The sequence below is a fragment of the Vibrio sp. 10N.247.311.51 genome, from assembly GCF_041467855.1.
GTDB classification, from domain to species: domain Bacteria; phylum Pseudomonadota; class Gammaproteobacteria; order Enterobacterales; family Vibrionaceae; genus Vibrio; species Vibrio coralliirubri.
In genome coordinates, this window is record NZ_JBFSVK010000001.1 from 162753 (window position 1) to 185545 (window position 22793).

Genomic DNA, 22793 nt, shown 5'->3' on the forward strand with positions numbered 1-22793 from the left:
TCTACTGCCCTTTACCTTGGTTCGAGTCCGATGTTGCTTGAGCTGTTGTGACATTTTTCACCGCAAGATCTGTCGAGGCGTAGACCGACATACCCGGCTTAAATTTATGCCCTTGGTTGGTGATCTCAACCAAGACTGGGTAGGTCAGATTTTGCATCTCGACACCAATACGCTGCACGTTCGCTTCCATCTTGAGTTCTGAGTTGGTTTCAGACCACACCACCACTTCCTGACCTACCGTGAAATGCTTTAAGTCATACTCACTCGCCATGAATGACAAGGTGACTTTATCGATGTTGACTACCTCATAGAGCAAATCACCTTCACTCACCCAAGCGCCTGATTGCGCAGGTTTGTTAGAGATATAGCCCGAGATAAGAGACTCAATTTGCGTATTTTCGAGATCGACTTGAGATTGTTGATAGTCAATTTGAGCAACAGAAACAGCCGCTTTGGCACTAAGAAACTCGGCACGTGCTGTATCTAGCTCTCCTATTGAAAGGCTGTTCTTTTTGATGAGTGCTTGATAGCGATTATAGGTTGCTTTTCGTAATGCAAGATCCGCTTCTGCAAGCGCAAGATTGGCCTTCGCTTTGTTAACACTAAACTTAAAATCATCGGCTTTAATTTGAGCAAGTAGTTGCTGTTGGTTTACAGCATCTCCCACTTCAAGGTTATTCATCTCAACAACGCCAGGCACCTCAGCCACAATACTGTGTTTGTTCAATCCTTGAACATGGCCGATCAACTCTGTTGCTTGAGTTGCTGAAACTTGAGTTGTAAAAACTCCGAGAAGTGCTGCAAGCGCGATAATTTTAGTTTTCATAATTCGACCCTCACCTATTGATGCAATCTATTATTGAACTGACTTTGTCGAATTAAAGTCAAAGTCGATGCTAGATTTATAATGAATTTGATGAAATTTCATTTTTTTGATCAACGCTATCCATTAGAGATAAGTTCGACATGATTTTAGGTTGGCTACATTTTTGATAAGGGCAGGTCTTTGGGTGGGACAGAGGCTTGAACGCAGTCGTATTTTGGTTGTTGAAGACAATATCGAACGACAACGCATTATTGCCGATTTCTAAAGGTCACTCTTCCATAAAACAACGCATACAAAAAAGGACATCGAGTGATGTCCTTATTTTTATGAAATTGAGTTCGACTAGCTAACTAAGCTTTTCCTTTCACACCACAGCCTTTAATCACTAGCTGCGTGATAAATTCAGCGGCATCGGCATAGTCTTTATCATCGAGTTGGTCTTTCTGCATCACACTGCAAATCTGCCAGCCAAAATCGGCGTAGGTTTGGGTGGCTGCCCAGATGGTAAACATCAGGTGGTGTGCAGGAACATCGTCCATTAAGCCTTGTGCTGACCATGTCGAGAACTTATCAAGAATCATCTGGGATTGCTTATACAGCTCGTCACCAATCTCTTTCGGCAACACTTTCGCACCCGACATCACTTCATTGGCAAATACCTTAGAGGCATGTGGATGATCGCGAGAAATGATCAGCTTGGTTTGAATATATTGGGATAGGGCCTCAACAGGATCGCTGAGCTCTTCAATCGGACGAGACGCTTCAAGTAATGGCTGAGTGACGGTTTCAAGCACAGCGTTGTAGAGCTTATCTTTAGAGCTGAAATAATAGAATACGTTAGGCTTGGGAATGTCGGCCGCTTTCGCGATATCCGCCATTTTGGTTGCGGCATAACCATGAGTAGCGAATTGTTCGCACGCCACTTCGATGATTAAATCTTGATTCTTTTGTCTGATCCTAGACATATGACTTCCTTTACAGCTCATTACTTAAACCATAGTAATCAACGTGCTTCATTAGTCCAGAAGATAATTCAAGAACTCAAGGCCACCGCATTGATAACAAAAAATGGTCGCCCCTATGCACTGAGGAGCGACCCTTTTATCCGGTTGCTAAAGAATCAATATTGCACGGAAGTCATTGACGTTAGTCAGGGTAGGCCCTGTCGTCAGCAGAACGCCCGTTTGCTTGAAAAAGTCATAACTATTATTCGCCTCTAGATAATCATCGGCTTTGAGTGTTAAGCGAGTACCTTGTTGCCATGTTTGAGGTGTGATCCACGCGCCCGCATTGTCTTCTACACCATCAATACCATCAGTATCAGCGGCTAAAGCGAATATGTTTTCCTGCCCTTTTAACTCGTTATACAAACTTAAAAGGAATTCACAATTACGCCCACCGCGACCATTGCCTTTCACGGTTACCGTGGTTTCGCCACCGGAAAGTATCACGCAAGGCGTCTCAAATGGGTGCTTATGATTAGCCACTTGCTTAGCCAGTGCAGCGTGAACTTTCGCGACATCTCGCGCTTCTCCCTCTATGCAATCACTCAACACATAAGCAGGAATGCCCAAGCCTTCTGCCTCCGCAGCAGCAGATTCCAATGCTGACATTGGGGTGGCGATAATATGGTGCTCGGCGTTTTTCCAGCACTCATCATCTGGTTTCACGGTTTCTGACTCAGGGTTGTTCAACCATTCAAATGCCGAAGGTGGTGTTTCAATTCGATAGCGTTCCAGTATTGCCATCGCATCAAAGCGTGTGGTGGTGTCTGGTACGGTCGGACCCGATGCAATCACACTGATGTCATCGCCCGGTACATCTGAAATCGCCAAAGAGACCACTCGTGCTGGATAAGCAGCTTTCGCTAATCGCCCACCTTTGATTGACGATAAATGCTTACGAACGCAGTTCATCTCATCAATGGCTGCGCCCGACTTAAGCAGCGCTTTATTGATTTGTTGCTTCTCTGCCAAGCTGATGTCGCCACCGGGTAGACTTAGTAAAGCGGAGCCACCGCCAGACAGTAGGCAAATCACTGTGTCGTCAGCACTCAAGCCACTCACCAATTGCAGCATACGCTGGCTCACTTCTAAGCCCATCGCGTCTGGCACGGGGTGCGCGGCTTCAATCACCTCAATATGTTCGCAATGGGCGGTGTGCTCATACCGAGTCACCACCAAGCCTTCAAGATCACGCAGTGCAAGGTCTTGTTGTTTCTTTGCCTGCCAAACCGCTTCAAGCTCTGCTGCCATTGACGCGGCCGCTTTTCCTGCTCCTATCACCACAGTACGCCCGGCTTGATTAGCAGAACGATAAAAAATGTCTTGAGGGAGAAAAGGTTCGATGTGATTTTTAGGTAGCGCCTGATTAACAGCACTTGAGAAAAGGGTTTGCAGAAATTGCTTAGCATCAATGTCCATCAGCCACTCCTTAGTTGACGGAGAAAAAAAGAACCCCGATACAAGGCCAAAGGGTGCCTGCTAAGATCAAGTTGGAAAGGAACAACTTCAACCTCTGCCTCGTATCAGGAACGCGTATAAAAGGAGACGAAACTACGCGATTTATAAACAAACTCTTGGGCTACGAATCGATAGCAGCCCCAATTAATTAACGGATAATCGGTTGATTGATTAACCACTAAACGGACAACCCGTTAACTAGATTAACGAATCGAGTGGTCAGAGCGTTTCTCTATCGCTTGGATAAGCGCAGAGTGGTCCCAACCTTCACCGCCCATTTCGGCACACTCGCCAAACAACTCCTGAGCATTCGCCGTATTCGGCAGTGCGACCCCTAGCTCTTGCGCGCCCGTTAGCGCTAAGTTGAGGTCTTTTTGGTGAAGTGAGATTCTAAAGCCAGGGTCAAAGGTGCCTTCAACCATGCGCTCGCCGTGTACTTCCAAGATCTTAGAGTTAGCAAAGCCGCCCAATAGAGCCTGACGTACGCGTGCTGGATCGGCACCGGCTTTTGAAGCAAATACCAAGGCTTCAGACACCGCTTCGATATTCAGAGCAACGATGATCTGGTTAGCCACTTTACACGTTTGACCTGCACCGTTATCACCCACCAGCGTGATGTTCTTACCCATGATTTCAAATAGCGGACGGGCTTTATCAAAGGCGTCTTGCTCACCGCCCACCATGATAGTCAGAGCTGCATTGATAGCGCCTACTTCGCCACCTGATACCGGAGCATCAAGGTATGACGCGCCGCCTTCGTTGATTCGCGCTGCAATGGCTTTGGTCGCGATTGGTGAGATAGAACTCATATCGATAACCAGTTTTCCAGCAGCGCCACCTGCGGTGAGGCCTTGTTCGACGCCGTTGTCACCAAACAGGACGTCTTCCACTTGAGGTGTATTCGGCACCATTAGAATAATGACATCCGCCGCCTCTGCCGCTTCCGCGGGTGAATGACAAACTGTTGCGCCAGCGGCAACGAGATCAGCTGGTGCTGCATTAAAATGATCCGAAAGAATCAAATCGTGACCTGCTTTTTGAAGATTACTCGCCATAGGTTTACCCATGATGCCAGTTCCGATAAATGCAATTTTAGACATGTTGCTCTCCTTAATGTTTGAGGGTTACCAGACGCAATTAACGGTACTGGTGCAGCCAACCAAGGCCTTCTGTCGTTGTTGTTTTCGGCTTATATTCGCAGCCAACCCAACCTTGATAGCCAAGTTCATCAAGATAATTGAGCACGAATGGGTAATTGATTTCGCCAGTACCCGGTTCGTGTCGGCCTGGATTATCCGCCAGTTGCACGTGTGCGATTTGGCCAATGTTCTGCTGCATGGTCGGCGTAAGATCGCCTTCCATAATTTGCATGTGATAAATATCGTATTGGATAGAAAGGTTATCGCTCCCAACCTCTTTGATGATCGCTTTGGCTTGCTCCGTGGTGTTCAAGAAGAAGCCCGGAATATCACGGGTATTGATCGCCTCTATCACTAGGCTGATGCCTTCTGCTGCTAGCGCGTTCGCCGCGTAATGCAGGTTAATCACAAACGCCGATTGCGCATCTTGTTGGGTCACACCTTGCGGAACAATCCCGGCCAAGCAATTCACTTGAGTACAACCGAGCGCTTTTGCGTAAGCGATGGCTTTAGGTACACCCGCTTGAAACTCTTCTACTCGTGCTGGGTCGACCGCGATACCACGGTCGCCAGCGTCCCAATCACCCGCAGGCAGGTTAAATAGCACTTGCTCTAGGTTATTAGCGTCGAGCTTTGCTTTGATTGCCTGAGCATCAAAAGCGTAAGGGAAAAGGTATTCCACACCTTGAAAGCCCGCTTCTGCGGCGGCTTCAAAGCGATCCATAAAATCAACTTCCGTGAATAACATTGACAAATTTGCTGCAAATTTTGCCATGACTCTGTCCTTATTCTTTATTTGGTGAAACTATGACTGTTTAGTGAAGCCTCGCTCAATTGGAGGCTTTTCCGTAGAGCTAAACCTCAGCTCTACGGATACACATAACTTAATGATTACTTGTACGCTAACGCCGTTGGGGCATCGCCGCGACTTTCGGCAAGTGGCTCAAACTCGTTGATGGCATTGATCTCAACGCCCATCGCTATGTTGGTTACTCGCTCAAGAATCAGCTCAACAACAACTGGGACTTTATGCTTGTTCATCAGCTCTTTTGCTTGCTCAAACGCAGCGGCAATTTGCTCAGGCTCACGAACTCGAATCGCCTTACAACCTAAACCTTCAACAACCGCGACATGGTCAACCCCGTAGCCTTCAAGCTCTGGCGCATTCTGGTTATCAAACGCCAGTTGTACACAATAGTCGATATCAAATTGGCGCTGTGCTTGGCGAATCAAACCTAAGTACGAGTTGTTCACCAACACATGAATGTATGGCAGGTTGAATTGCGCACCTACTGCCAGTTCTTCGATCATAAATTGGAAATCGTAATCACCAGAGATAGCAACGATATCGCGATCTGGATCGGCCGCTCGTACGCCTAATGCAGCGGGTGTAGTCCAACCTAGTGGACCTGCTTGACCACAGTTGATCCAGTTACGAGGCTTATAAACATGCAGGAACTGAGCGGCGGCGATTTGCGACAAACCAATGGTGCTCACATAACAAGTGTCACGACCAAATGCCTTGTTCATCTCTTCATAAACACGCATCGGTTTCATTGGCGCTTCATCGAAATTGGTTTTACGCAGCATGGTCGACTTGCGTTCCTGACACTCACTTGCCCAAGCATTTCGGTTCGGCAGCTTGCCAGCATCACGCCACTCTTGCGCCACTTCAACCATTAGCTCTAGTGCAGCTTTCGCATCAGAGACTATGCCTAAATCCGGGCAGAACACACGACCGATTTGGGTTGGTTCAATGTCCACATGTACGAACTTACGGCCTTCGGTGTAAACATCCACAGAGCCAGTATGACGGTTTGCCCAACGGTTACCGACACCAAACACAAAATCAGAGTTAAGCATGGTTTCGTTACCGTAACGGTGAGAAGTTTGTAGCCCTACCATGCCCGCCATTAAGTCATGATCATCCGGGATCGATCCCCAACCCATTAAGGTTGGAATCACAGGAACACCAGTGATCTCGGCAAACTGTTGCAACAATTCAGATGCGCCAGCGTTAATCACGCCACCACCGGATACAATCAGCGGTTTTTCCGATTGAGACATCATGGTTAATGCTTTCTCAACCTGCGCGCGTGTCGCTTGTGGCTTATAAGGTTCTAGCGGTTCATAGGTATCGATATCAAATTCAATCTCAGCCAACTGAACATCAATCGGTAGATCAATCAGGATTGGACCCGGACGACCCGAACGCATTAAATGAAAGGCTTTTTGAAATGCGCGTGGCACTTGAGCAGGTTCCAGTACCGTGGTTGCCCACTTAGTCACAGGCTTAGCGATAGATTCAATGTCGACCGCTTGGAAATCTTCTTTGTGAAGACGAGCACGTGGCGCTTGGCCTGTGATGCATAGAATTGGAATCGAATCTGCAGACGCAGAATAAAGACCCGTGATCATGTCCGTTCCCGCAGGGCCAGAGGTACCAATACACACACCAATATTGTCTTGATTAGTGCGCGTGTACCCTTCGGCCATATGCGATGCACCCTCTACGTGGCGAGCTAAGACGTGGTCGATTCCTCCGAGCTTTTTCATAGCCGCATACATAGGATTAATTGCTGCGCCGGGAACACCAAATGCGATGTCTACACCTTCACGTTTAAGCACCTCTACCGCTGCTTCAATCGCTTTCATAATTGCCATTCGAACCTCCAGTTCAGATTGTATACAATTAAACTAACTTTTGTGTACTATGAACCATCCTCGCTATTTATCAACCCCAAAATGAAACAATTTCGTTACATCAAGCTGCCATTTTGAGTAAGCACCCACCTTGAAAAGCTTACAATTCATTGCTTTACATAAAATATCTTTACGTAAAAATAAATCACAAAAAGACCAAATGATAAATAAATGTTAAATACCCTTTGCTTGTTTACAATTTATGCAATATAAATACCCTTAAAAAGAGCATTTTGTATACAAAGTGACATCGTATTGTTCAAAGGAGACAACAATGATGAATGACGTAAAAGAGAGAGAAGAAGTACAGTGTATGCAGGTACTCGGGAATATGGACAACTCCGAGTACAAAGAGATCTTGTCTAAAGATGCATTAAAATTCTTAGAAGCTCTCGTCAATAAGTTTGGAGATCGCCGTCATGCCCTGCTAAGTGACCGCGACGTAAAACAAGCTCAATATGACGAGGGTGAGTTACCCAATTTCAGAAAAGACACCATTTCCATTCGTCAGAATAAAGAGTGGAAAGTGGCAACACCGCCACCAGAGCTACTCGATCGCCGCGTAGAGATCACCGGGCCTATCGAAAGAAAGATGGTGATCAACGCGTTAAACTCAGGCGCGAAAGTCTTCATGTGTTGCTTTGAGGACGCGTCTTCCCCGACTTGGGCCAATATGGTCGAAGGGCAAATCAACCTAAGAGATGCCAACCTTGGTACCATTAGTTACTTCGATGAGAAGAAACAGAAGAGTTACCAATTAAACAACGATCCTGCACTGCTGATTGCCCGCCCACGTGGTATTCATTTACCTGAGCAGTCCATTCAATTCAACAATCAGCCTATCGGCGGTTGCTTGATGGACTTCGCCTTATACTTTTTCCACAACTATCAATCACGTGCACAACAAGGTTTGGGGGTTTACTACTACATTCCAAAACTTGAAAGCATGGAAGAAGCACAATGGTGGGACGATATTTTCAGCTTCACCGAAAATTATTTCCATGTACCAAAAGGCACCATTCGCGCGACAGTATTGATCGAAACGCTACCAGCCGTGTTCCAGATGGAAGAGATCTTGTATGCAATGCGTGATCACATCGTGGCAATGAACTGTGGTCGTTGGGATTACATTTTCAGCTACATCAAAACGCTGAAGAACCATAAAGACCGCATCCTGCCAGATCGTCACGGCATCGGCATGGATCAAGAATTCCTCAACGCCTATAGCCAACTGTTGGTGCGTACTTGTCACGCTCGTGGCGCACTGGCGATGGGTGGTATGTCAGCCTTTATTCCAGCGAAAGACCCGCAAGAGATGGCGCGAGTGACGGCCAAAGTCATTGAAGACAAACAGAGAGAATCTCAAAACGGACACGATGGCACTTGGGTCGCGCACCCTGCACTGGTTGATTTAGCGATGTCGATATTCGATAAGCACCTCGATGGCAAAGTAAACCAAATGGACTTCCAAAGCCCAGACCATGTGATCAATGCAGACTCTCTGCTAAAACCTTGTGAAGGCAGCCGCGACGAAGCAGGCGTTCGTAAGAATATCCGCATCGCGCTGTATTACATCGAAGCTTGGATTCAAGGCTACGGCTGTGTACCTATCTACGGCCTTATGGAAGATGCCGCCACCGCTGAGATCTCGAGAGCCAATATCTGGCAATGGATCCATCACGGGGTAACGCTCGATGATGGCCAAACCTTTACCAAATCACTATTCCACTCTTGGCTTTACCAAGAGCTGGACACCATAAAACATGAAGTCGGAGACTCGCGCTATGCAGCAGGTCGATTTGAAGAGACAGCCGATCTTTTCTATCAACTTTCTACAGCCGACGAGTTCGCTGCCTTCCTAACTTTACCCAGCTATGGGCTATTACAAGAGTCCAGTTAGGACTCTTGTACCGAGCTGAATCAGTCGATGATATTCACAACAAGAGTAATGATTGGCTGACTTAGCTTGGTACATGGCCCCTTGATAAACTAGGAGATAACATGGGAAGTTTGACTCTACAACAAGCGTTAACCATCATCGATGGCACCTTAAAAGCAGGAAACAAGATCCACACAGAACCTTTGACGGTCGCCGTCTTAGACAGTGGTGGCAAGCTGATTTCTTTGCAACGTCAAGACGGCTCTAGCATGATGCGACCAGACATCGCGATCGCTAAAGCGTGGGGAGCACTCGCACTGGGCTGTTCCTCAAGAAAACTCGCCCAAGATGCTGACAACCGACCAGCATTCATCTCCGCCGTAAACGTACTCGCACACGGTAACATGGTGCCAGTGCCAGGGGGGCTACTGATTCGAGACAAAGATAAAACGGTACTTGGTGCGATTGGTGTCAGCGGTGACATCTCAGACATCGACGAAAGCTGCGCCATCAACGGCATTGGTTGTGCAGAACTGTTCAGTGACGAGATGCTCCAAGCTTAACTCGCCAATTCGCTATACTTGAAGTTCTTAAACAAGAACAAAAAAACCGAAGCTATTAGGCTTCGGTTTTTTATTCATAAGTTGCGCCAACAACACTAACGAATAGCATGTGGTTAGACAAAGAACGCTAACGTACAAGAACCATTAAGCGCGTCCATTTAGCGTCTTCCTTCAACTTGTTAGACAGCCAGTAATCAACACTAAACGATCCGGCGCCAAGTACCGCTAACGCCAGATACCCACCAGCAACAGAGACATTTTTGTAGAAGTGAATCATTTGACCCGACGAACTTGGGTCGAAGTGAAACATAACACCGGAAGCCAAAGAGAAAAACGCAATCGAGAACGCTGTAAAGCGAGTCATAAACCCAGCTAGAATCGCAAGCCCACCACCGAGTTCAAGCAAGATAACCAAAGGCAACAAGTAAGCGCTGACGCCTTGAGATGCCATGTATCCCGCCGTTCCTTCATAGCTAAATAGCTTTCCCTAACCGGCTTGAATAAACAAGTAAGCCAATAAAATGCGAGCGAAAAAAGTCAGTGTGTCGTTCAATCTAGTGTTCATAGTTCTAAGCCTTGGTAAGTTTCATTGCCAATAGGTTATTCGACTTAGCATTAAGATGATAACGAGAAAAATAGAACAACTTGTTTGAAATTTTAGTAGACATACTCGCATACAAATTACTGACTAAATCCGAAGATTGAACAACCTCAATGCTGTTACCATTGCCTAAAATTCATTGAAACACTTGCTTTGAAAAAGCTGAGAAGTGCTGGAGAGCCTCGGCTCAACCTAAGCCATCTAAGTGAGTCAGAGAAATAAACCCATTTAACAAACACAAAAAAACCGAAGCTCATCACTTCGGTTTTCAAATCAGTTCGAGTTAACTCACGTCGGTTACTCGTACGCGCTCAACCATGTTTTCAGAAGTTGGTTGGTGTTCTTCTTCTGACTCGCAGACAATGATTTAACCAGTTTTTTCTGCATTTCGACATGTTCAGTCATCATTTGGTCAATCAGAATAAGACCATCTTTAGTTAACTGGACACTCACGCTGCGTCTGTCTTCTTTGCTGTGCTCACGACTGATCAGCCCTTTGGCTTCTAGCTTATCAAGGCGATTGGTCATCGCACCTGATGTCAGCATCATCGACCCGATCAGTTCTGACGGAGTCAGTCGGTAAGGCTTTCCAGAACGTCGTAACGTCGCCAGCACATCAAACTCACCCAGCTTCATGTCGTATTTTTTATGAAGCTCGGCAACTTGCGTCTCCATATACTTGGCAATACGCATAATCCGACCCATCATTGCCATAGGCTCAGTTTCTAGTTCGGGCTTTTCCTTTGCCCATTGCTCTACTACGCGGTCGATAGCATCCATTTGCAATCTCGCTCCGTTGTTAGTCTGATTACTTCAAACTAGTTTAACATAAAGATACTTTACAACCACTAGTTCTCAGTATACAGTTCACACAATAGTTATCTTAACGTAAAGATATTTCAGATGAACATATTATTAGCAATGATCCCCGCGTTCTTTTGGGGAACAACCTATGCAGTGACGCAATTTACGCTACAGGAGTGGCCACCATTATTATTGGGTGCTTTGCGTGCGTTACCTGCTGGTTTGTTATTGCTAGCAGTAAAGCCAACACTACCTAAAAAAGGCGAGTGGCAGATCATTTTCACACTGGGCCTTATCAATATCGCGACCTTCTTTGGCTTGATCTTCGTGATGGCGCTAACGCTACCTTCGGCAATCTCTGGCGTGGGTATGATCTCTGTGCCGGTGTTCGCGATGATCTTCCACTGGGTAGTGAAAAAACAGCGCCCACACCTGATTCAAGCCCTTTCAGGTATTGGCTTGATCACCTTAGCGTGGGTACTCTTTAACCCAAGCCAAATTGCTCTGAACCCAATAGGTTTAGGCGCAATGTTCGCCGCGATCATGTGTATCGTTATCGGCAGCAGCATTACCAAGTCACTGGGTAATCGCATGCACTGGTGGAAGGTATTAACGTGGCAACTGATTCTGGGCGGTACGATTTTGTCTGTCGCGTCTGGCGTTCATGCATTCATCGACCCGCAGCCTTATGTTAATGCTGTGACTCATTTCGATACTCGCAATGCGATGGGCTTGGTTTGGGTTATTGGTCTAAATACTGCACTGGGTTACGGCATGTATGTGTGGTTGCTACAACGTATGTCTGTGGTTGATTTCACCTTCGGTGGCATCGCCAACCCAGTGGCTGGCATCGTGACCGGTATGGTGTTAATGGGTGAATCATTTACTCCAGTCCAATATTCACTAATGACCGGCATGATCGTGATGTCGCTGCTACCGCAACTTATTCTGGCAGTAAGACAGTCCAAACAAGTTAAGCCTGTTACGCAGTAGATACTGCCTCTTAAACGTATTGATCAAAAACGCGCCTCACTGTGGGCGCGTTTTTTGTTGCTATGCTGATAGCAATAACCCAACAGCCATTCTCGTGAGTTGATTACTTCTTGAGCAAAATTAGACCTCACAAAGAATAATGACTTTACTTAAACTATCTAAAGTGCATTTATTTTCTATAAAATAATTACATTAGAGATTTTATTCCTACAAAAAACTCAAATTAGAGATAAAAAGGCAAAACTTTTCTCCGACTACCTTTCTATACTGTGCCACGTCATTAAGGCGCTACAAGCCTATGATTTAAAATAATTATTAATGTGTAGTCACCATGAATTCGAAGTCGCTAACTATCTTGCTTTTTGTCTCTGTTTGCTTAATTTGGGGGACCACTTGGTTCGCTATGGAAGTAGCATTGCATTCTATCCCACCTATTTTTGCTACTGCGTTGCGCTTTTTACTTGCAGCCCCTCTGCTTGCGGTATTGGCGAAAGTCTTCAACCAACCACTGCTGTTCCCTAAAGGTAAGCGCCAATGGTTGCTTATTGTGGCGCTGATGTATTTCGCGATTCCATTTACGTTGATGATCTATGGTGAGCAATACATCTCTTCAGGTTTAGCGTCGATCATCTTCGCCAACATGCCTGTCGCTGTGATGCTGATGTCTGGCTTATTCTTAGGTCTACGACTGGCGAAACATCAAATCTTTGGTTTGGTCACAGCTGTTGTGAGCCTATGTTTAATCCTTGGTAATGAAATGCAGATGGGTGGCGATGACTACCGAATTGGCACGGTTTGCTTAGGCCTTGCTGTTGCGATTCACGCAGTGATGTATGTGCTGGTTCAAAAGCACTGCAAAGGCATTGAAGTACTGACCTACAACGCCGTACCAAGCTTAATTGCAGCTCTATTCTTATTTGCCGTATCAGCTATGGGCGAAAACGTAAATGTTGAATCTTTCACTTGGGATTCAATCTCAGCTGTGGTTTACCTAGGCTTTGTGGCGAGTGTGGGCGGCATTGTGGCTTACTTTAAATTAGGTCAGGTTTCGACCCCTTTCCAAGCGTCTATCTGCTTCCTAATTTTCCCTGTGGTTGCACTACTGATCTCTTGTTACATCAATGGTGAGGTTCTATCTGAACAGTCACTTGTAATGATGATTCCTCTACTTTGCGGCATCTTGCTGACCAAGGCCCCTAAGGGAATCTTCAAGCTACGCTCTTCTTTGAAAACAGTAAGTAACAACTAAGTTAAGCTAAGCTAAGCTAATAATCTGTCGATATAACCCTAGGGCTCGCAATGAGTCTCTAGGGTTTATTTAGTTACGACTCCGACTTAAAATTCTCTCTCACTTCCACCTCATATACTTCAACCAGTTCCAACGCTCCACTAGTTCACTGCTCATATGAAATAGCCAATAACGCAGCAATCGAATGACTTAAAAGTCACTATCGACTACATTAGAAACGCCGAGAACAACGGCTCTAGTCTTAACTGCACAGCCTACCTTCAACCAAGGAATGTCATGAGAACTCCCATCAAACACATGCGCCTGATTAAAGGTCAACCTTGTAGGGTTGAGGAACTGACTAACAGCGACGACGCGTTCTTAGAACCGCACAGACATGAATACTGGGAGTTGGTGTGGTGCGTGGATAGCTTAGGCAGTCAGAGCATTGATTTTGTAGACTATGACAACAAGGTCGGCCGTATTTTTACCATTGCTCCAGGCCAGGTTCACCGATCTGAACTAGTGGGAGAAAGCGCTCGTTTACTGGTGTTTACCCCAGGCTTTGTCAAGACCAACCATCGTAACACACAGCTGGTCGATACCGTTTTTGCCATGCATCAAAGTCGCCCTCCCTACTTAGATTGCAGTGAAGAAGGCAACCGCTACCTGCTGCCTATTTTCACTATGATTAAAGAGGAGTGTGCACGAGAAGAGAGCGACTGGGATTTGGTAGAATCCCTCATGAATAGCTTTTTGCGCTACATATTACGTTTTGCAACCCAATCATCATTGAAAGGCGAAGTGCGCGACAGCCGAGTAAACAAAGTGGTCGATTTGATAGAGCAACACTACACCACCCACAAGAGTTGTGAGTTTTATGCTCAAGCACTATCGATAACTAACAAACGCATCAATGAGATCGTGAAGGCTGAACGTGGTAAGACAGTCACCCAACTGATCCACGATCGAATCATCTTGGAAGCGAATCGAGAGTTGATCTTTTCGACCAAGACAATCAAAACCATCGCCTTTGAACTCGGCTTCGAAGACCCAGCCTATTTCAGCCGTTTTTACCGAGGGCAGATGAAAGAGTCCCCAGCAGAGTTTCGAACTCGATGTGCAGATAGTGCAACATAATAAGCAGATCATCCCTTTTTAGAACCCGGTTAAGTTCGGATAATGCTCCCTCTTTATTTCATCCAATTTGGTTAAATCCAATTTTTTGGGAGCTAACTCCAGTGGCCATCAACCTAAAAACCGATCCAATATCTAAATCCTTTTATCAATACCTTTGGCCAGCGCTAACCGGCATGGTGATCAAGTCTCTTTTCATCATGGGAGATGCATGGTTCGTCGGACGCGGTGTTGGCCCAGATGGGCTTGGTGCTATCGCGCTAACCATTCCTGCTTTCTCTATATTTACCGCTATCGCGATGATGGTGGGTATTGGCGGCGCGGCTCTTATGTCTATTGAAGTCGGCAAAGGAAATTCGGCGTCGGGTCAAACTCTCTTTAGCCAATCGATGCTGAGTACCGCCGTACTTAGCACCATTTCAGTCAGCATCGCTCTGTATTTTCTGGACGACATTATTGCGTTGATGGGCGCTTCTGGCTACATGGCTGAACTGACTCACGATTACCTGTCTGTGATGTTGCCATTCTTTGTGTTGTACTCGTTAGCTTGGGTCATGTCGTGCTTTGTTCGTAACGATACCAACCCAAAACTGGCCACTTACGCGATGTCGATAGGTGCCGTGGTCAACCTAGTGTTGGATTACTTCTTCGTCTTGAAATGGGGTTGGGGAATGAAAGGGGCAGCCTACGGTACAGCCATTGCACAAGGTGTCATCGCTTGTATTTTGTTAAGCCACTTTGTACGTAAACAAGGCACCTTGGAACTGAGCTTAAAAGGGATTGGTTTTAACAAACTGCCAAGCATTCTAAAAATAGGCACGCCGACCTTCTTCATTGAAGTAACCGCAGCGATGACAATTTTATTGTTCAACTACGTGTTGTTGCATCAGTTTGGTGAGAATCACATTATCGCCTATGGCTTAACCGCAAACATCGGGGTATTTGCGTTGTTTGTGATGGTCGGAATCGCTCAAGCCTGCCAGCCAATCATCAGCTTTAATCATGGTGCTAATCAGCCAAACCGCATCGAAGCAATTTTTCGTTTAGGTTTAAAAAGTGCAATAGGTAGTGGCTTGGTGTTTATGATTATTGTGTACCAGTGTGCGCCTCAAATCGCAGCTCTCTATTTAGGTGATTCGAGTGATTTGATTGGGCTAGCTGCAACCGCCTTAACGTTCTTTTTCTTTGCTGTACCACTAATGGGAGTCAACTTGGTGATCGCCAACCTGTTTCAGGCAACGGCGAAGCCTAAGCAAGCAACACTAATCTCTCTTGGTCGTGGTTTTGTCTTCGTCGCATTAGGCATCATCATCTTACCTAAACTATTCCCAGAACAAGGAATTTGGGCAAGTATTCTGTTCGCCGAGACCCTAACCGCAATAGTCAGTCTCAGCATGTTACGCAGTTACAGGAAACGCTTTACAGGCTCTTTAGAAAAACAGGTGGCCTAGGAAGTAATCCGTTTAAAGAGATTGCTTCTTGATCATCAAACGCCACATACAAAAAAGCTCCAATAGCGATATTGGAGCTTTTTATTTGCCTCTATCTAGCGTTAACGCCAGCTAAACATTCGCACTTCATTACCTTCTTCAGGTGTCTTAGGAATGTTTAAAGACAACGCCAAAGAAACCGCCGCCATCGCAGCACCGATGTAGAAAACCGTTGCAGGGGACGATAACCAAATCACACCAAACACGACCGGAATAACAACCGCGGCTATATGGTTGATGGTGAAAGAGACACCAGCGGTTGATGCCATGTCTGCCGGGTCTGCGATTTTCTGGAAGTAAGTTTTGATCGCCAGCGCCAATGCAAAGAACAGGTGATCGATCACGTAAAGTGCCGCCGCCCACTCCGCGCTTTGCACCAAGCCATAACCGACAAACACACCGATCAAACCCACATATTCGAAGATCAACGCCTTGCGCTCACCAACCACACCGATAAATCGACCAATGCGCTTCGCAAACAAGAAGTTAAATAGGTAATTAACCAAGAACAACAATGTGACGTCGGCAGCCGAGTAACCAAACTTCTCTACCATCAAGAAGCCTGCAAACACAGTGAAGATTTGTCTTCTCGCACCGCTCATAAACGTTAGCGCGTAGTAGAGCCAGTAACGCTTCCGCAGTACCAACTTCTTATTCTGTGGCGTCTTGGTTTGAAACTCAGGGAAGCCAAAGGTCATCACCAAAACTAAAACAAAACCAATTCCGCCAGTGATACCATACACCCAAGCAAAGTCGAGTTTGAGTTGCTCTAACATCACCCAAATAGAGCTATAAGTGATTAAAGATGCCAACGCGCCAACGGAGATCATCTTACCTAACATCTCTGGCGCTTCTTCTTTACTCAACCATTGTAGTGACAAAGACTGCTTCAGCGTTTCAAAATAGTGGAAGCCCGTCGACATCAAAATCGTAGTCAGCAACAGACCAGTGAGTGAAGGGAACAGACCCGTAATCGCGGTGCCTACAGTGAGCATCGCTAGCGATATCAACATAAAGCGTTGTTCACGTATGAAGGCCAGCACAAACACTACGGTAAACGCTAAGAAACCAGGTATTTCACGAACACTTTGCAGTAAACCAATATCCGCACCATCAAAGTTCGCTTTTTCAATCACGAAGTTATTAAGCAGTGCCATCCAGCTCGAAAACGCGATAGGGACAACAATCGAAATCAGTAATAAAAAGTTTTGCGGCGTTTTCCAGCTCGCAGTTCTATCGAACATTGACGGACTCCTGTTCGTCTAATTGAGTAAGCACTCGTAAGGTCAACTGCTCAGTATACGGGTTAATCTTCCAATGCTCTGGGCTCCAGCCTTTTACGAAACGTTGGAAGTCGGCCCATGCGACATAGAACATTGGTCGCCAAGCGGATTCGACTTCATAGAACGAAAGCTGTGGCTGATAGTACGCCAATGCCTCTTTCAAGTGTCGGAAGTAAATATCCAGTACCTGTGGCTCAAGTTCAGCGCAGTCTTGCGGCCTCACCGCACTACTCATGAACAAAGCGACATCTTTCATCGCACAACCATGGCCCACATATTGGAAATCGACCGCAGCCGCGCGCTCGCTTTCAGAATCAAAACAAAAATTGGCGAGCTTGGCATCGCCATGGACTAAGGTTTGATATGGACATTCTTTTAATAAACGGTCGATGTGCTTGGCTTGGTTCTTCAATGGTAAATCAGCCAAGGCATTGAGTTCATCAGGGCGTGTATCTAGATGCCAATAAGTACCGACTTGCCACAATGATGACAACTGCTCTTGATTGATATTGATGTGCTTTGCGTGAAAGTTAGCAAGCCATTTAAGGCAAGCATTACGTTGTTTTTGCTCTTCTCTTCTGTAACTAGATGCCTGATAGTCAGAAGCAGCAAGCACATCAAACTGAGAGATCAACGGGAAGCCAATATCCGCTAAGTCTTGCATCACTATCAGCCACTCATTCTCTTCTAGTTCACATTGCAGCCCAACAGGTACAGGGCAGCGCTCGTCCCATTGTTGGGTGAATGACTGATACCAAGCTGTTTCCACTTGGTAAGAGTGTACCTTTCGTTGGTGAGAGAGTTTGGTATTCCAACCCTTTGGGTGTTCAGCTTTATCTGGCAACGCGACATGTTTAACAATCACACTCTTGAGTTCCGCACTGCTTTCTTGAGAAAAGACTAAGCGAACTAACTCGCCATATCCACCCCATAGGCGTTGAATCACTTGGACATCAAACCCTTCATGACAACCCAGCGAGGTCGCTATTTTTTGATAAAGCTCATTTTGATAAAACTCTTGTTGATAAAGCTCTGGCTGATTTTGACTTGAACCCGCTTCAGGTTGAGCTCGATTATTCGACGATATTGATTGAGACATATTACTCGTTGTTATGCTTTATCGGATAGAAGGTGTGACCACTGTGGCTGCCTATTCATGTAGTGAACCACATAGCTACAAACCGGCACAATTTTGAAGTCCGCTTGTTCAATTTCAGGCAATACCGACTCCATCATCACCTTCCCAAAGCCCTTGCCTTGCAGTTCATCAGGAATGCGTGTCGACATGATATGTAGTACATCTCCGTCCTTTTGATACTTAACGACCGCGAACTGGTTGGGTTCTAACTCTACCGTGATCTGGTTCACTTCTTGATCCCATTTTACTGCCTGCATTCTCAACTCCTGCAAATAATTGATACGACAAACAATAAAAGTTTGAAGTATGAGTTCCTTGTAATAGACTAGCGCAAGTGCATATAAATAAAACTAAGTACTTACAATCAAAGAAAATATTATTATAGCGTGTGGTTATAAATAAAATTCAAACCAATTAAAAGCACTCTATAAATTGCGTTAGTACACCTACTAAATCTAGCACGTAATAACCCCTTGTTAGCAAGTTACCAGTATAACTAACAGACGCATGTTGGCGCATGGAGAACATATAATGAACGCACCCCTGAAGAAGCCTTTGGAGCATAATCAGGCACTTCAAGACCCTCGTAATCGCACCGTTTCCACTATCAATAGCACTGATGCACTGGCCATGATTGAGCACGGCAGTGAGCTGACATTAAATGTCTCGACTCCCGTTGGCACGAAGTTTCTCGCCACCACCAAGTTTATCGGTACGCACAGTGATAACTGTATTGTGGTTGAGGTTCCCGAGGTATCCAATGAAGATCTGAACTTTTTCTTTCAAGAAGGTTTTTGGATGACCGCTCGTGCGTATTCTCTACGAGGTGAAGGCGCGCTTATCCACTTTAGAAGCCAAATTCACCATAAAATTGGTGAACCCTTCCCTATTCTAGTGCTGTCTACACCAAGCACGATGCAAGTGACACAGCTACGTAAAGAAACACGCTATGAAGTGAATCTGGCTTCAAGAATCATCTTCAACGACCAGCGAGCAAACTGTGAGATACGAGATTTATCGAAAAGTGGTTGTCGTTTCGTTACCTCACCAACCTCTCGTGCGATTCAGATTGCCGATCGCGTGTCTATTGAGATAACCCCTGAGAACTACAACGGACCACTGATTCCGCCATTGCGAGGCATCGTCTGCAATCTACAGAAATCGACACACTACGCTCGATACGGTGTCGAATTTGATGATATTGGCCGAGCTAACGCCAAACACTTGTTGGCAAAACTGAAGTTCGATGGCACCAAGCTTTGCTTACGAAATGGGTAACGCCTTTTAACACGCGACTTTCACCGAATACAGCAAGCTGACCAACTACAATTAGTTCACTGGCAAACTAAACCTCAACCAACAAAAAAGCCATCGACTCTAGAATCGATGGCTTTTGCGTTTTGGCTGTTTGTTTATTTGTTTAGCTATCTAGATATTCAAACTATTTGCGCAGTGCGTTCAGTTTAGCTTGGGCGATACCAAAGATAGTATCAATTGGATAGCTACCCTCATCACTTGCTTCACCAGCGGCTTTGCCTGTGAACAGCTCAATCGCCTCTGTTACATGGTCAATCGCCCAGATATTAAACTCGCCCTTTTCAACCGCTTTCACGATATCGCTACGCAGCATCAGGTTGTGAACATTTGAACGCGGGATGATCACCCCTTGTTCGTTTGAACGCCCTTTGATTTCACACACATCAAAGAAACCTTCAATTTTCTCGTTCACACCACCAATAGGCTGAGACTCACCAAACTGGTTCATCGAGCCTGTAATCGCGATGTCTTGACGGTTTGGCTGCTTAGAAAACGCTGACACCACCGCACAGAACTCAGCCATACTCGCACTGTCACCATCGACGCCACCATACGATTGTTCGAAGGTGATGTTAGTGGTGAGCGGGACTTTGGCTGTCTTGCCAAATACGGAAGAAAGGTAAGCCGACAAGATCATCACGCCTTTTGAGTGAATGCTGCCACCTAGGTCTACGTTTCTTTCAATATCAATCACTTCACCATCACCGTAAGCGGTGGTTGCCGTGATTCGGTTCGGCGCACCAAACATATGATCCGTCGTGCTGAGTACAGACAGCGCATTCACTTGCCCAACCGCTTGACCATCAACATGGATTAGCGTTGTGCCGTTAGTGAAGGTTTCCATCACGCTGTCTTGCAGTCGTCCGACACGCATCTGTTGGTTAGATAACGCTTGGTCGACGTGCGTTGCACGAATCAGGTTCGATTTTGAGCCTCTCGCCACGTAGTTTGATTCACGAAGCAGATTAGCAATGTGAGCAGAGTGCAGAGACAATTTACCTTGGTCACCCGCCTGACGAGAGCTGTGCTCAATGATGCGAGCGATCGCTTTACGGTCACAATGCAGCATGTTGTTGTCGTGCACGATGCTCGAAATAAAGCGCGCGTAATGCATTTCAGAATCGGGAGTACGCTTCATCTCATCTTCAAAATCGGCCGTTACACGGAACAGTTCACCAAACTCTGCATCGTAGTGTTGCAGCAGTTGGTAAGTTCGGTAATCGCCAAACAGGATGATCTTAACATCCAATGGAATCGGTTCTGGATCAAGCGATACCGCCCCCGTTAAGGTCACCTCTTTTTCTAATGAAGTGAAGCTCAATTGACGTGAACGCAGTGCTCGTTTCAAGCCTTCCCAAACGTACGGCTGCTCAAGTACCTTCACCGCATCCATCAGTAATACGCCACCGTTGGCTCTGTGTAAGCTACCTGCACGAATCAATGAGAAGTCTGTAAAGACAGTGCCCTTGAACGTTGCCGTTTCTACATAGCCAAACAGAGAGTGATAATTTGGATTCTCTTCCACCACGATCGGCAGAGTCTCCTCCTTTTGGCTCACAATCACGTTAACCTTGTAGCGACGCGGCATTTTCTTATCCAAAGAAGCGGTTGCAACTTCTGCTTGCTCAGTGCTCTCTTCTAAGAAGATGTCAGCGTTGTCGACAATGTCTTTACGCAGTGCCGTTAGGTACTTTTTAATGTCTGGATATTGGCTGTAATCCTTCTTCAATTGCTTGATGAAGTGCGTGATCACGTCTCGCGCCGTATCATCATTCAGTTTTTGAATTTTCTCAGTGTACGTTTCTTCAAGTTCCGTCAACTCACGAGAAATGGTTCGCAGACCGACTTCCAATCCATCAATGGTTTTATCGAACTGGTCTTGCTCTTCTGGCGAAAGCAGATCGAAGCTCTCTTCGGTATGAAGATCATCCCCATTCATGGCCACAAACTGGTAATCACCCTGAGTGGTGATCGTCAGGTTAATGCCCTTGTCTTTCGCTTCTTGGCTAATGCTTTCTAACGCGGCTTGTTGCTTAGCTGCTAATTGGTTTTTAAGCCTGTCAGCACGGCTAAAGTACATCTCGTTATCAAACGCTAGAGGCATACCTTTCAGCAGTTTACGCATCAATTTTTCAATATCTTGCTTTAAGCTGCTGCCAACGCCACGCGGCAATTTCAGTACCTTAGGTGTACGAATATCTTCAAAGTTCGCGATATAACACCAATCAAAAAGCTCCTGCACTTCTTGAGGGTGACGGTTCAGATAGCGCAAGATCATGGTGCGTTTACCCAGACCATTTCGCCCTATCGCATAAATGTTGTAACCCTTTTCCTTGATTGACATCGCGAACTCAACGGCTTTTTGTGCCCGTTCCTGCCCGACGATTTCGTCAATTGGAGCCAGTTCTTTGGTCGACTTACATGGTAGCTTATCTAAATCCGCTACCTGATACAGCTGTTCTGTATTGAGTCTTTGCATCGCCATCGCCGCCTCCTTAGTCCTTCATTACTTGGGTGTAGATAAAATCAGTGTAGATGTAATTTCCTACAAATTTAGTGACTTACGCTACACAGCTGTTCAACTGAACAAATAACACACAATTTAAGCCATTTTTAGGAATAGCTCGTCATTTAATTCACCAACTTAACATGTGAATGATTTTAATTTGCAATTGATAATAAATATCATTAACATTTTCTGATATTATAAATTGAGGATGTGGATATGGAAATTGAACGATGCTGGATGCACTACCTAAAAGCTGAACAGTTAATGGAACAAGGTCACTGGCCAGAAGCACAACGCCTTTATGGTGATGTTCTAACCTCACTTCCTCATCACATCCAAGATGCAGCATACCAAAGCGATATCAAGCCTTGCCAATTTGCCTGCTTGCTTGCCGGGTTAAGAGACGCGAGCGTCGCTCAATCAGAGATACTCAACCGATTAGGTCAGCACCAACAAGCCTTCGATACCTTGAATCAATCTTACGCTCTGATGCAATTTATCTCTCTGGAGAACACTGAGCTGATTCAACGTACCTTTGGATTATTGGAAAAGCAGAGCGAAGGTTTGCTCAATCACCTGATCGCTTTTTGCAGCGCTCAGCGCAGTTCGCATTGGATGCTCGAACTAGAACAAATTCAACGTGCTCATCACCATTTTGGGCAACTTAAAACAACGTCAGAAGTTCAATCTTCACCTAATGTCTTAAATTGATAAGGATATA

The 22793-nt window shown here is 45.8% G+C and carries 19 protein-coding genes and 1 pseudogene; 8 read left to right on the forward strand and 12 right to left on the reverse strand.

Translation table 11 applies throughout. From position 1 onward, the window contains the following. Window position 1: 1 nt before the first annotated feature. The 6 genes from AB6E85_RS00745 to gcl all read right to left on the reverse strand — a co-directional run bounded on the left by AB6E85_RS00745 (window position 2) and on the right by gcl (window position 7091). Window positions 2–826 carry an efflux RND transporter periplasmic adaptor subunit gene (locus AB6E85_RS00745; RefSeq protein ID WP_372141027.1) on the reverse strand — a complete coding sequence of 275 codons (825 nt, stop codon included), beginning with the start codon at window positions 824–826 and terminating at the stop codon, window positions 2–4. 350 nt (window positions 827–1176) lie between these two features. Then, window positions 1177–1791 (reverse strand): TetR/AcrR family transcriptional regulator, encoded by a 615-nt coding sequence (locus AB6E85_RS00750; protein ID WP_050647496.1) that lies wholly within the window; start codon window positions 1789–1791, stop codon window positions 1177–1179. Window positions 1792–1938: 147 nt separating this feature from the next. Then, window positions 1939–3249: a glycerate kinase gene (locus tag AB6E85_RS00755; RefSeq protein WP_372141028.1), complete on the reverse strand. Its 1311-nt coding sequence runs from the start codon at window positions 3247–3249 to the stop codon at window positions 1939–1941. A 242-nt stretch (window positions 3250–3491) separates the two neighbouring features. Then, window positions 3492–4388: a 2-hydroxy-3-oxopropionate reductase gene (locus AB6E85_RS00760; RefSeq protein ID WP_048611851.1), complete on the reverse strand. Its 897-nt coding sequence runs from the start codon at window positions 4386–4388 to the stop codon at window positions 3492–3494. Window positions 4389–4425: 37 nt separating this feature from the next. Further along, on the reverse strand, window positions 4426–5202 hold the full coding sequence (gene hyi / locus AB6E85_RS00765) for a hydroxypyruvate isomerase (RefSeq protein WP_017075254.1): 777 nt from the start codon (window positions 5200–5202) through the stop codon (window positions 4426–4428). A gap of 116 nt (window positions 5203–5318) precedes the next feature. Beyond that, window positions 5319–7091: a glyoxylate carboligase gene (gcl, locus tag AB6E85_RS00770; RefSeq protein ID WP_102297689.1), complete on the reverse strand. Its 1773-nt coding sequence runs from the start codon at window positions 7089–7091 to the stop codon at window positions 5319–5321. A 313-nt stretch (window positions 7092–7404) separates the two neighbouring features. Here gcl and aceB point away from each other — a divergent pair, with 313 nt between their 5' ends. Then, the gene (aceB, locus tag AB6E85_RS00775) at window positions 7405–9030 is read left to right on the forward strand and encodes a malate synthase A (protein ID WP_048613675.1); all 1626 of its coding nucleotides are present in this window, start codon (window positions 7405–7407) and stop codon (window positions 9028–9030) included. 101 nt (window positions 9031–9131) lie between these two features. Then, window positions 9132–9572, forward strand: a complete 441-nt coding sequence (locus tag AB6E85_RS00780; protein ID WP_008220964.1) for a heme-binding protein — start codon at window positions 9132–9134, stop codon at window positions 9570–9572. 127 nt (window positions 9573–9699) lie between these two features. Here the strand turns inward: AB6E85_RS00780 and AB6E85_RS00785 are convergent. Together AB6E85_RS00785 and AB6E85_RS00790 are read right to left on the reverse strand one after the other, a co-directional pair. Beyond that, window positions 9700–10137, reverse strand: a pseudogene (locus AB6E85_RS00785) (DoxX family protein). A gap of 333 nt (window positions 10138–10470) precedes the next feature. After that, window positions 10471–10953 (reverse strand): MarR family winged helix-turn-helix transcriptional regulator, encoded by a 483-nt coding sequence (locus AB6E85_RS00790; protein WP_017054932.1) that lies wholly within the window; start codon window positions 10951–10953, stop codon window positions 10471–10473. Between the two features lie 123 nt (window positions 10954–11076). On the opposite strand from AB6E85_RS00790, the gene AB6E85_RS00795 reads away from it, so the two are divergent. From AB6E85_RS00795 to AB6E85_RS00810, 4 genes are all read left to right on the forward strand, one after another. Then, window positions 11077–11970 carry a DMT family transporter gene (locus AB6E85_RS00795; protein WP_136977858.1) on the forward strand — a complete coding sequence of 298 codons (894 nt, stop codon included), beginning with the start codon at window positions 11077–11079 and terminating at the stop codon, window positions 11968–11970. A gap of 331 nt (window positions 11971–12301) precedes the next feature. Beyond that, complete coding sequence (locus AB6E85_RS00800; protein WP_372141030.1) at window positions 12302–13219, forward strand: DMT family transporter; 918 nt, start codon at window positions 12302–12304, stop codon at window positions 13217–13219. Between the two features lie 276 nt (window positions 13220–13495). Beyond that, a complete protein-coding gene (locus AB6E85_RS00805) occupies window positions 13496–14338 on the forward strand; it encodes a helix-turn-helix domain-containing protein (protein WP_050632533.1) in 843 nt (280 codons plus the stop codon). A gap of 101 nt (window positions 14339–14439) precedes the next feature. Next, window positions 14440–15786: an MATE family efflux transporter gene (locus AB6E85_RS00810; protein ID WP_050632534.1), complete on the forward strand. Its 1347-nt coding sequence runs from the start codon at window positions 14440–14442 to the stop codon at window positions 15784–15786. A 101-nt stretch (window positions 15787–15887) separates the two neighbouring features. Here the strand turns inward: AB6E85_RS00810 and AB6E85_RS00815 are convergent, their stop codons facing one another. The 3 genes from AB6E85_RS00815 to AB6E85_RS00825 are packed head-to-tail and all read right to left on the reverse strand — an operon-like array spanning window position 15888 to window position 18503. Next, a complete protein-coding gene (locus tag AB6E85_RS00815) occupies window positions 15888–17069 on the reverse strand; it encodes an MFS transporter (protein WP_372141032.1) in 1182 nt (393 codons plus the stop codon). Beyond that, window positions 17059–18207, reverse strand: coding sequence for a phosphotransferase (locus tag AB6E85_RS00820; protein ID WP_372141033.1), 1149 nt, complete (start codon window positions 18205–18207; stop codon window positions 17059–17061). The genes AB6E85_RS00815 and AB6E85_RS00820 overlap by 11 nt, the downstream gene beginning before the upstream one ends. 11 nt (window positions 18208–18218) lie before the next feature. Next, on the reverse strand, window positions 18219–18503 hold the full coding sequence (locus tag AB6E85_RS00825; RefSeq protein WP_372141035.1) for a GNAT family N-acetyltransferase: 285 nt from the start codon (window positions 18501–18503) through the stop codon (window positions 18219–18221). Window positions 18504–18777: 274 nt separating this feature from the next. Between AB6E85_RS00825 and AB6E85_RS00830 the strand changes: the two genes are divergently transcribed. Further along, window positions 18778–19524: a flagellar brake protein gene (locus AB6E85_RS00830; RefSeq protein ID WP_017065025.1), complete on the forward strand. Its 747-nt coding sequence runs from the start codon at window positions 18778–18780 to the stop codon at window positions 19522–19524. A gap of 163 nt (window positions 19525–19687) precedes the next feature. Here the strand turns inward: AB6E85_RS00830 and AB6E85_RS00835 are convergent, their stop codons facing one another. Then, window positions 19688–22048, reverse strand: coding sequence for a Lon protease family protein (locus tag AB6E85_RS00835; RefSeq protein WP_017061577.1), 2361 nt, complete (start codon window positions 22046–22048; stop codon window positions 19688–19690). Window positions 22049–22288: 240 nt separating this feature from the next. Between AB6E85_RS00835 and AB6E85_RS00840 the strand changes: the two genes are divergently transcribed. After that, a complete protein-coding gene (locus AB6E85_RS00840) occupies window positions 22289–22783 on the forward strand; it encodes a hypothetical protein (protein WP_017068585.1) in 495 nt (164 codons plus the stop codon). Window positions 22784–22793 lie beyond the last annotated feature (10 nt).

Coding starts and splice junctions, on each gene's coding strand:
- AB6E85_RS00795 (WP_136977858.1), top strand. CDS start 11,077: ATGAACATATTATTAGCAATGATCCCCGCGTTCTTTTGGGGAACAACC.
- AB6E85_RS00780 (WP_008220964.1), top strand. CDS start 9,132: ATGGGAAGTTTGACTCTACAACAAGCGTTAACCATCATCGATGGCACC.
- AB6E85_RS00800 (WP_372141030.1), top strand. CDS start 12,302: ATGAATTCGAAGTCGCTAACTATCTTGCTTTTTGTCTCTGTTTGCTTA.
- AB6E85_RS00745 (WP_372141027.1), bottom strand. CDS start 826: ATGAAAACTAAAATTATCGCGCTTGCAGCACTTCTCGGAGTTTTTACA.
- AB6E85_RS00825 (WP_372141035.1), bottom strand. CDS start 18,503: ATGCAGGCAGTAAAATGGGATCAAGAAGTGAACCAGATCACGGTAGAG.
- AB6E85_RS00835 (WP_017061577.1), bottom strand. CDS start 22,048: ATGGCGATGCAAAGACTCAATACAGAACAGCTGTATCAGGTAGCGGAT.
- AB6E85_RS00755 (WP_372141028.1), bottom strand. CDS start 3,249: ATGGACATTGATGCTAAGCAATTTCTGCAAACCCTTTTCTCAAGTGCT.
- aceB (WP_048613675.1), top strand. CDS start 7,405: ATGATGAATGACGTAAAAGAGAGAGAAGAAGTACAGTGTATGCAGGTA.
- AB6E85_RS00750 (WP_050647496.1), bottom strand. CDS start 1,791: ATGTCTAGGATCAGACAAAAGAATCAAGATTTAATCATCGAAGTGGCG.
- AB6E85_RS00840 (WP_017068585.1), top strand. CDS start 22,289: ATGGAAATTGAACGATGCTGGATGCACTACCTAAAAGCTGAACAGTTA.
- AB6E85_RS00820 (WP_372141033.1), bottom strand. CDS start 18,207: ATGTCTCAATCAATATCGTCGAATAATCGAGCTCAACCTGAAGCGGGT.
- AB6E85_RS00815 (WP_372141032.1), bottom strand. CDS start 17,069: ATGTTCGATAGAACTGCGAGCTGGAAAACGCCGCAAAACTTTTTATTA.
- hyi (WP_017075254.1), bottom strand. CDS start 5,202: ATGGCAAAATTTGCAGCAAATTTGTCAATGTTATTCACGGAAGTTGAT.
- AB6E85_RS00760 (WP_048611851.1), bottom strand. CDS start 4,388: ATGTCTAAAATTGCATTTATCGGAACTGGCATCATGGGTAAACCTATG.
- AB6E85_RS00830 (WP_017065025.1), top strand. CDS start 18,778: ATGAACGCACCCCTGAAGAAGCCTTTGGAGCATAATCAGGCACTTCAA.
- gcl (WP_102297689.1), bottom strand. CDS start 7,091: ATGGCAATTATGAAAGCGATTGAAGCAGCGGTAGAGGTGCTTAAACGT.
- AB6E85_RS00805 (WP_050632533.1), top strand. CDS start 13,496: ATGAGAACTCCCATCAAACACATGCGCCTGATTAAAGGTCAACCTTGT.
- AB6E85_RS00790 (WP_017054932.1), bottom strand. CDS start 10,953: ATGGATGCTATCGACCGCGTAGTAGAGCAATGGGCAAAGGAAAAGCCC.